Origin of the sequence: Klebsiella sp. (assembly GCF_027492335.1) — a bacterium.
GTDB lineage: Bacteria > Pseudomonadota > Gammaproteobacteria > Enterobacterales > Enterobacteriaceae > Klebsiella > Klebsiella huaxiensis.
In genome coordinates this window covers 22,718-31,078 of sequence record NZ_JAPUEW010000077.1, presented here as the reverse complement: position 1 = coordinate 31,078, position 8,361 = coordinate 22,718, and the positions used below count along the sequence as shown (strand labels likewise).

8 protein-coding genes are annotated in these 8,361 nt (G+C 53.6%); 1 reads left to right on the top strand and 7 read right to left on the bottom strand.

Translation table 11 applies throughout. The features are described from left to right. Positions 1 to 339: 339 nt before the first annotated feature. The 6 genes from QVF11_RS23000 to QVF11_RS22975 form a co-directional block, all read right to left on the bottom strand. Positions 340 to 1,470 carry an oligogalacturonate lyase family protein gene (locus QVF11_RS23000; protein ID WP_287859482.1) on the bottom strand — a complete coding sequence of 377 codons (1,131 nt, stop codon included), beginning with the start codon at positions 1,468 to 1,470 and terminating at the stop codon, positions 340 to 342. A 63-nt stretch (positions 1,471 to 1,533) separates the two neighbouring features. Next, positions 1,534 to 2,820: an ABC transporter substrate-binding protein gene (locus QVF11_RS22995; RefSeq protein WP_110276428.1), complete on the bottom strand. Its 1,287-nt coding sequence runs from the start codon at positions 2,818 to 2,820 to the stop codon at positions 1,534 to 1,536. Positions 2,821 to 2,836: 16 nt separating this feature from the next. After that, positions 2,837 to 3,964 (bottom strand): ABC transporter ATP-binding protein, encoded by a 1,128-nt coding sequence (locus tag QVF11_RS22990; protein WP_112213976.1) that lies wholly within the window; start codon positions 3,962 to 3,964, stop codon positions 2,837 to 2,839. Positions 3,965 to 3,976: 12 nt separating this feature from the next. Further along, positions 3,977 to 4,879 (bottom strand): carbohydrate ABC transporter permease, encoded by a 903-nt coding sequence (locus QVF11_RS22985; RefSeq protein WP_112213975.1) that lies wholly within the window; start codon positions 4,877 to 4,879, stop codon positions 3,977 to 3,979. After that, the gene (locus tag QVF11_RS22980) at positions 4,872 to 5,762 is read right to left on the bottom strand and encodes a carbohydrate ABC transporter permease (RefSeq protein ID WP_110276431.1); all 891 of its coding nucleotides are present in this window, start codon (positions 5,760 to 5,762) and stop codon (positions 4,872 to 4,874) included. Before QVF11_RS22980 ends, QVF11_RS22985 begins: the two co-directional genes overlap by 8 nt. Positions 5,763 to 6,254: 492 nt before the next feature. Continuing rightward, positions 6,255 to 6,581: a cupin domain-containing protein gene (locus tag QVF11_RS22975; RefSeq protein ID WP_110276432.1), complete on the bottom strand. Its 327-nt coding sequence runs from the start codon at positions 6,579 to 6,581 to the stop codon at positions 6,255 to 6,257. Between the two features lie 139 nt (positions 6,582 to 6,720). On the opposite strand from QVF11_RS22975, the gene QVF11_RS22970 reads away from it, so the two are divergent. After that, positions 6,721 to 7,413 carry an aspartate/glutamate racemase gene (locus QVF11_RS22970; RefSeq protein ID WP_112213974.1) on the top strand — a complete coding sequence of 231 codons (693 nt, stop codon included), beginning with the start codon at positions 6,721 to 6,723 and terminating at the stop codon, positions 7,411 to 7,413. Here the strand turns inward: QVF11_RS22970 and QVF11_RS22965 are convergent. Next, positions 7,400 to 8,326, bottom strand: a complete 927-nt coding sequence (locus tag QVF11_RS22965) for a LysR family transcriptional regulator (RefSeq protein ID WP_142514597.1) — start codon at positions 8,324 to 8,326, stop codon at positions 7,400 to 7,402. The two genes, QVF11_RS22970 and QVF11_RS22965, sit on opposite strands and share 14 nt — an antisense overlap. Positions 8,327 to 8,361 lie beyond the last annotated feature (35 nt).

Genomic DNA, 8,361 nt, shown 5'->3' with positions numbered 1-8,361 from the left:
CCGTTTTCAGCCGTCTGCGATCCCGTAGCCCGGGCAGGCGCTTTGCGCCGCCCCCCGGGATCAGGATGCAGAGTGGCAGAATGTCCCGGAGGCGATGCTGCGCATCTGTCCGGGCTACCCGTTTTCAGCCGTCTGCGATCCCGTAGCCCGGGCAGGCGCTTTGCGCCGCCCCCGGGATCAGGATGTAGAGTGGCAGAATTTCCCGGAGGCGATGCTGCGCATCTGTCCGGGCTACTCGTTCTCAGCCGTCTGCGATCCCGTAGCCCGGGCAGGCGCTTTGCGCCGCCCCCGGGATCAGGATGCAGAGTGGCAGAATGTCCCGGAGGCGATGCTGAATGACTACACCTCCGCCAGATACAGCGCGGGCATGCCTTCTTTATCGGAAGTAAACAGCACCCAGCGGTTATCTGGTGAAAATGACGGATGCGGATGCGTTGCCTGACGCTCGCCTTCGATGACTTTCCAGGTCGAATCATGACGGCAAATCGCTTTTTGCTCGCCGGTACGAATATCAAATACCCAGATAAACGGATCGTTCAGTTGAATATCACCGGTGCTGTGCGGCGCACCGTCGCCGGTCACCAGAGAACCATCATGATTGCTCATCAGATGTGAACAAGGGGGAATCGCCATTAGCTGTTGGTTTTCCAGCGTCACCGGATCGGCACGATACAGATAACGACGTGGAGCATTTTCCTGATGGGCGACGTAGTAAAGCGCGGAACCATCTGGCACCCAGAATTCATGGGTAAAACTCTCTCCTGGTTGGTGTTGGCGAACTTTACGCATATTGCTGCCGTCAGCGTTGATAAGCCACATTCTGGCATCGATAGCATCGCGCGGGCCCTCGTGGCAGAAGGCGATGGTGTTGTCATCAAACGGACGATAAATCGGATGACCAAGCCAGCATTTTTCCTGTAAAACCACGCGCTGCTCGCCGCTGCGCAGATCGATATTAATCAGGCGACATTCCGGTTCGGTGAAGTAAAAGGCGCGGAACTTACTCCAGTCGGTTAGCGGCTGCCAGTCGCTTTTTTTGATTTCAATTCCCACCAGCTGGCTGCAATCGCTATTAGCAACCCAGGTGCCGTAAGCGACCCACTCGTCGTCCACCTGATAAACAACCTGTTCTTCCAGCGTTGCCAGGCTCACGCGGCGCAGCTGTTGGTTGTTTTTGACATACCACAGCGCCTGGTCATCCGCAGAAAGAAAACCGCCGAAGGTATTATCGCCCGGCCCGTCGGTAATCTGAGTGGCCTGCTGGGCGGCGATATCGAGTAAATAGTAGTTCCAGTGGCCTTCAAACGCGCCGCCGAAAATCAGCTTGCTTCCGTCCTGGGTAAAGCATTTTTGATAGAAGTAATTACGGTGACAGATAACATGCGATGGCGTCATCCGGATCACCTGGTGACCGGTTTCGCTGTCCTGCGTGGTCCGAAAGTTCAGCGGGATGATTTTGCCTTTCATGATTGACTCCTTGCTAAAAAAATACCCCGCAGCCAGGGCTGCGGGGTAGGTACTGATAACGAGCCGTTAGCGCATCGCGCGGCGCAGGATACGGTCAGACTGACGCTGGAAATCTGCTGCCGTCTCTTCGACCGTTTTCTGTCCATAATCGATGTACTGCAGAGAGGTGCCGAACTGGGCAACGATCTGCGGGTCATCGAAGTATGGTGAGACGGAAAGTTTGGTTGGCAGAGACTGCGCCAGCTTCAGGCCGGATACCGCCGGGTCATCGGCTTTAATGGTGCCGTCTTCGGTCAGGTATTGCACCGCCACTTTACTCAGCGGTACGCCGCGTTCCAGGCCCAGGGTATCAACCCCTTCCTTGCTGTTCAGCAGGAAGTTAATGACTTTCGCCGCTGCTTCCGGGTTTTTGGTCGATTTACCGATGGAGAGCATCTGTGCCGGTTTAAAGAACAGACCCGCGTCGGTAGCACCTGGCAGCATTGGATAGTTACCCAGATCCAGCTTCGCTGGTGGCTTCAGGTTGTCGGAGTATTTGTTGATGGTGGAGTTCCACATATAGGTCCCCGCCCACTCGCCCTGAATCCACGGCTTCATTTCATACATATTGCTCTTGCCGAACGAAGCGTAGTATTTGGTGTCCGGCATCACGTGGCTGTCGATAAGCTTTTTATACATCTGGAAGAATTCGACCCACTGCTCTTTGCTGTAGGAGAACTTCTTGGTTTTCTCGTCGATAGCCGGTTGGTTATATTTCTGAATCATATATGAATTCAGCAACGCCAGGGTGTCCTGGTGCTCCAGCACCACCGGGTAATACTGTTTACCCAGCTTGCTTTCGAAGGTTTTGCCCGCCGCCATCAGCTCGTCCCAGGTTTTTGGGTACTCGACGCCAGCTTTTTTCCAGGTCTCATCGTTGAAGTAGAACACGCGGGCGGTGACGGAAATGGGAATACCGTTAAGCTTGCCATCCACCGTGGTGGTTTGCAGCTCTTTGGCATCGAATTGGCTCAGATCGATAACGTCCTTCATCTTATTCAGATCGTAGAAGCCTTCGCCGTTTTTCGAGAAGATCGGCAGCCAGTTCCAGTTGGTCTGCATCACGTCAGGCTCGGTACCTCCAGCGATTTGCGTGGTCAGGCGCGAAAGGTGACCGTCCCAGCCGGTGTATTCCGCTTTGACGTTAATATCCGGGTTTTGTTTATGGAACTCTTCCAGCGCCTTCAGAGTCACCTGGTGGCGGCCGTTGCCGCCCCACCATGACATACGCAGGTCGACATCCTTCGCCATTGACGGTAACGCGGTAAGGCCCAGAGTTGCGGAGATTACGGCGCTTAAAAGCACTTTTTTCATTTTAATACTCCAGTGTTCACAGAGAGATGTTCTGTTCAGTTTTTGCGTCAAAGATATGACACTTGTTGAGATCAAATTTGAAATACACCTTGCGATGAAGTCCTTTCTCGATCATGGGCTTCGCTTCATCTGACGGAACGCGGGCGGTCAGTTCATAATCGGCGACCTTCAGGTAGACGAAGAATTCATGTCCCATATTTTCTACGCGTACCATTTCGCCGGTACATGAACCTTCAGCAAACGGTTCATCGGAGATAGAGACGAACTCCGGACGTACACCAAAGAACACCTGCTGGTTCCTATGGGTGTCGACCTTGCTTTGCAGCTTATCGTTGAGCGGCAGTAGCCCATCGCCAACGGTCAGATGCAGGCGGCCTGCTTGTTCAACCAGCTGGCTGGAGCGAATGTTCATCTCTGGCGCGCCGATAAAGCCCGCCACAAACATGTTCTTCGGTTTGTGGTAGAGGTTGTCCGGGGTATCAACCTGCATGATATGACCCAGCTTCATCACGCAAATGCGGTCGCCCATGGTCATCGCTTCGGTCTGATCGTGGGTTACGTAAACGGTGGTTGCCGGTTTGCCGGATTTCTTCAGCTGTTTGTGCAGGTCGGAGATACGAATACGCATCGAAGCACGCAGTTTGGCGTCGAGGTTCGACAGCGGTTCATCGAACAGGAACACGTCCGGCTTCTTCACAATCGCGCGGCCAACCGCTACGCGCTGTGCCTGGCCACCGGAGAGCTGGCGCGGCAGGCGGTCCAGCAGTTCTTCCAGTTCGAGGATTTTTGCCGCTTCGTTGACCTGGGCTTCAATCTGATCTTTTGGCAGCTTGCTCAGCTTGAGGCCGAAGGCGAGATTTTCGCGCACCGTCATATGCGGATAGAGCGCATAGTTCTGGAACACCATCGCGATGCCGCGCGCTTTTGGCGCGAGGTTGTTGACGATTTTCTCACCGATGCGCACTTCGCCGCCGCTGATGGTTTCCAGCCCGGCCAGCATACGTAGCGTTGTGGACTTAGCGCAGCCCGACGGCCCAACGATGACCATAAACTCGCCGTCAGCGATGGTCAGATCGATACCATGTACCGCTTTGAAGCCGTTGGAGTAGACCTTTTCCAGTTTGTTGAAAATAACTTCAGCCATGATATTTCCCTCTTAACCTTTAATTCCGCTGCTGGTAACGCCTTGAACAAAGTAGCGTTGTGCCAGGAAGAACACGATGATGGACGGCAGAATGGAGATACTCGCCATTGCCAGAATTTCGTTCCACGGAGCGCCTTCCGTGACGTCGATGGACATTTTCAGCGCCAGTGCGATTGGATACTTATCAACGCTGTAGACGTAAATCAGCGGGCCGATAAAGTCGTTCATGGACCACATGAACTGGAACAGCGCCACCGAGATAATCGCCGGTTTCAGAATCGGTACGACGACGTACCACAGCACCTGAATGGAGTTACAGCCGTCAATTTGCGCTGCTTCTTCCATGTCGCGCGGAACGCCGCGCAGGAACTGAATCAGCATAAAGACGAAGAACCCTTGGGTGGCGAAAGCCAGCGGCAGGTACAGCGGCAGATAGCTGTTCAGCATGCCCATTTCACGGAACATCAGGTACTGAGGAATCAACAGCACGGTGCTTGGCAGCAGCATGGTGGTGATAAGCGTCGCGAACCAGAACTTCTTCCATGGGATCTCGAAGCGGGCAAAGCCGTACGCCACGATGGTGGAGGAGATAATGGTCAGCAGTACTTTCGGGATCACATACTTGAAGGTGTTCAGCATGTAGTGGCCGAAGTTGTACTCGGTGCCGGTTTTCCAACCGTTGATAAACCCATCCCAGGTCGCGTGGGCAGGCCACAGGCTCAGGGTGGTGAAGATCTCGTGGTTTGGTTTGAACGACGCCGAGAACATCCATACCAGCGGGTAGAGCATCATCAGGCCAACGAACAGCAGGATCACATAGCGAATCGAGCGGCTAATTTTTTCACGACGCAGAGTCCGTGCGACTTCACGTTCGGCGATGTCCCTTGCTTGCGAGATTTGTTGGATATCAGCCATTTTTGCCTCCCTTATCGGCGGAGTAGAACACCCAATATTTCGAAGACTTAAACGCAATGGCGGCAAAGACCGCGACGACCAGGAACAGCACCCATGCCAGCGCCGCGCCGTAACCCATATCGAAGTACTTAAATGCGGTGTCGTAGATGTAGAGCGAGAACAGATAGGTGGAGTAGGTTGGGCCGCCGCCGGTTATGACGTACGGGCCGGTAAACTCCTGGAACGCCTGAGTGGTCTGCATGATGAAGTTGAAGAAAATCACCGGTGTGATCAGCGGCACCGTGACCTTCATAAACATCTGCCATTTTGAAGCGCCATCGATCATTGCCGCCTCATATTGTGATTGTGGAACGTTCTGCAGCGCCGCGAGGAAGATAACCATCGCTGAACCGAACTGCCAGACGCGCAGCAGAGTGACGGACATCAGCGCCAGCGAAGGCTCGCCGAGCCAGTTAACCGGGTCGAAGCCGAGCACGCCGATAAAGCTATTCAGCAGGCCGTCGATGGCAAACAGCGCCCGCCACAGAACGGCAATGGCGACTGAGCTGCCGAGAATTGACGGAATATAGTAGGCGGTACGGAAAAAACCGATGCCGCGCAGTTTAAAGTTGAGGACGAAAGCAATCCCCAGCGCGAAAGCCAGTTTTAACGGGATGGTTAAAAAGACATACGCAAACGTCACACCCATGGATTTCCAGAAGAGGCCATCTTCGGTAAGCATGTAGCGATAGTTTTCGATGCCATTAAACACCGGTGGACTCATCAAATCGTACTCAGTGAAACTGAGGAAGAAAGATGAAACAAAGGGAAAGGCGGTGAAGATTATCAGCCCTATGATATAGGGCGATATCCATGCCAATCCCAGCATTCTGTTTTCATTCATACATACCTACCTGGCTTACGAGTTTGTAATACGGATTCGGGTTTAGTGCCTTTCCCGCGAGGACTGTCGCCGGAAAGTTAATGCGTTCCTGGTATGTCAGCGGTGAGTCATCCCTTGTTAGCTTTGAGTTTCTGAGCTCTTTTCACTCTAAAAATCCCTACAGAGCATGTGTTTTTTGATTTTGCCTTACCTGGTGTCCTGATTTTGTAAAACACCGTTTTAAATTTATTTTATTGCGATTTATTACAGAGTCATTCAGTTCATCTCGGAAATGTGATCAAAGTCGAAACGATGTTTCAAAAAATGCGAGCGCGCGCATTTTGCAGAGATAGCGGGGAATTGAGAAGGGGGGTGAAAATGAGAGCTAAGGCTGGTCTGGCGGGGTTAATTGCTTTGCTAATGATTGTTATTGAACATACTTTATGACAATTATTTTTGGCGGAAAAGTTCAGAAAATGGTGGGCATGCGAGGCATGCCCTGGTGAGGGGAAACTATTTTTGCAGAAAATCCTGGCGGACAGGGGTAAACGTATCGAGCAGCGTCCCCGGCTTCAGGCAGATACAGCCGTGCATGATTTCCGGTTTCTTGTAGAGCGTATCGCCCGCGCTAACCACATGCTTTTCATCACCGATGGTGAATTCAAACTCACCGGAGAGCACATAGGTGAGCTGCTCGTGAGGGTGGTTATGCATTGGCCCAATGGCGCCCGCTTCGAAGTTCACCTCGACCGCCATCATCTTGCCATCATGCGCAAGAATGCGACGGGTGACGCCGTTGCCCAGATCTTCAAGGGTGGTCTCTTTATGAAAAATAAACATCCGCTGATCCTGTAGTTAAATGAAACGTTGTTTTATTTAATTTATCCTACAAAAAACCAAAAGGAAACGATCGTCAGGAGAAGGTGGAAAGTTGATCACAAGTTTGGTTCACTGAAGGACTTCACATAAGGAGCGAATGATGAAAAAAATTGGCCTGTTGGGTGGGATGAGCTGGGAATCGACAATTCCTTACTATCGCTTGATTAACGAAGGTATTAAAGCGCGCTTGGGCGGTCTGCACTCCGCCAGCCTGCTGCTACACAGCGTGGATTTTCATGAAATCGAGGCCTGCCAGTCCTCGGGCGATTGGGACCGTGCGGGCGAGATCCTGGCACAGGCGGCTTTCGGGCTACAGCAAGCGGGAGCCGAAGCCATCGTGCTGTGTACTAATACCATGCATAAGGTCGCCGATGCCATTGAAACACGCTGCGACGTGCCGTTCCTGCATATTGCCGATGCCACCGGGCGAGCGGTTACTGCCAAAGGCCAAAGCCGCGTCGCCCTGCTTGGAACGCGCTATACCATGGAGCAGGATTTTTATCGCGGTCGCTTACAGCAGCAGTTCGCCATCGACACGCTGATTCCGGAGGCGGAAGATCGTGAGCGCATCAACCAGATTATTTTCGACGAACTGTGCCTGGGAACCTTTAGCGGAGATTCGCGCGACTACTATCTTCAGGTCATTGACGCCCTGGCGGAGCAGGGGGCTGAAGGGGTTATCTTCGGCTGCACCGAAATTGGCCTGCTGGTGCCCGCAGAAAGCAGTCCGCTGCCGGTGTTTGATACCGCCGCGATTCATGCGGCGGACGCGGTTGAGTTTATGCTTTCGTAAGTACCGCTTCGAGCGGAGTCAGGATGCGCGGCAGGCTATTTTGCAGATGCAGGGCGAAAGCATCGACCAGTGCAGAGCCGGGGCGGTGCAGCGGACGAACCAGGCTGACGGTAAACGGCACTTCAATACTAAAGCGGCGCACCACTACGCCGTTCCCGGCGTAATCCAGCGCGGTGAGTGGGTTGACCACCGAGATCCCCACCCCCGCGCGTACCATGGCGCAAATTGAGGAGGCGCTGTGCGTTTCGACGACCATTCGCCGTTTGACTTGATGCTCGAGGAACAAAGCATCCAGTAATTGACGGTAGCTATCCGTTCGCGACAGGCTGATATAGTTTTCGCCGTGAAAATCCGCAGGCGTCAACTCTTGTTTAGCGGCAAGCGGGTGGCCTTGCGGCAGCACGCATACTTCGTTGAGCGTCAGCAGCGGTGTGCGTTCGGTTCCGGCGGGAGTGTGCAGCGTTTCGGTTAACCCCAGATCGTGACGCTGAGCCGAAAGCCACTCTTCCAGCAGCGGTGATTCCTGAGGGATGATTTGCAGGCTAACGTCCGGGTAGCGCGTCAAAAACGGCTCCAGCAGCAGCGGCAAAAAAGATTGCGAGAATACCGGCAGACAGGCGACCGACAGCTCGCCCTGGCGAAATTCGCGCAGACTTTCGGCGGCGCTAACGATTCTGTCGAGGCCATACCAGGAGCGCTGCACTTCTTCAAACAGGCGTAACCCCTGAACTGTTGGCTGCAGACGACCGCGGGCGCGGGCAAACAGCTTCAGGCCCAATACCTTTTCAAAGCGCGCCAGCTCGCGGCTGACGGTCGGCTGCGAGGTATTCAGCATCCGCGCGGCTTCCGTCAGATTGCCGGTGGTCATTACCGCATGGAAAATTTCAATATGGCGCAGGTTGACGGCAGGCATGGGTGTTCCTCAAGTGACGTGAGCTATATCATTTT

Bases quoted from the DNA above. Each gene is read 5' to 3' on its own strand.
- QVF11_RS22990 (WP_112213976.1), bottom strand. From the start codon at position 3,964: ATGGCTGAAGTTATTTTCAACAAACTGGAAAAGGTCTACTCCAACGGC.
- QVF11_RS22980 (WP_110276431.1), bottom strand. From the start codon at position 5,762: ATGAATGAAAACAGAATGCTGGGATTGGCATGGATATCGCCCTATATC.
- QVF11_RS22995 (WP_110276428.1), bottom strand. From the start codon at position 2,820: ATGAAAAAAGTGCTTTTAAGCGCCGTAATCTCCGCAACTCTGGGCCTT.
- QVF11_RS22985 (WP_112213975.1), bottom strand. From the start codon at position 4,879: ATGGCTGATATCCAACAAATCTCGCAAGCAAGGGACATCGCCGAACGT.
- QVF11_RS22970 (WP_112213974.1), top strand. From the start codon at position 6,721: ATGAAAAAAATTGGCCTGTTGGGTGGGATGAGCTGGGAATCGACAATT.
- QVF11_RS22975 (WP_110276432.1), bottom strand. From the start codon at position 6,581: ATGTTTATTTTTCATAAAGAGACCACCCTTGAAGATCTGGGCAACGGC.
- QVF11_RS22965 (WP_142514597.1), bottom strand. From the start codon at position 8,326: ATGCCTGCCGTCAACCTGCGCCATATTGAAATTTTCCATGCGGTAATG.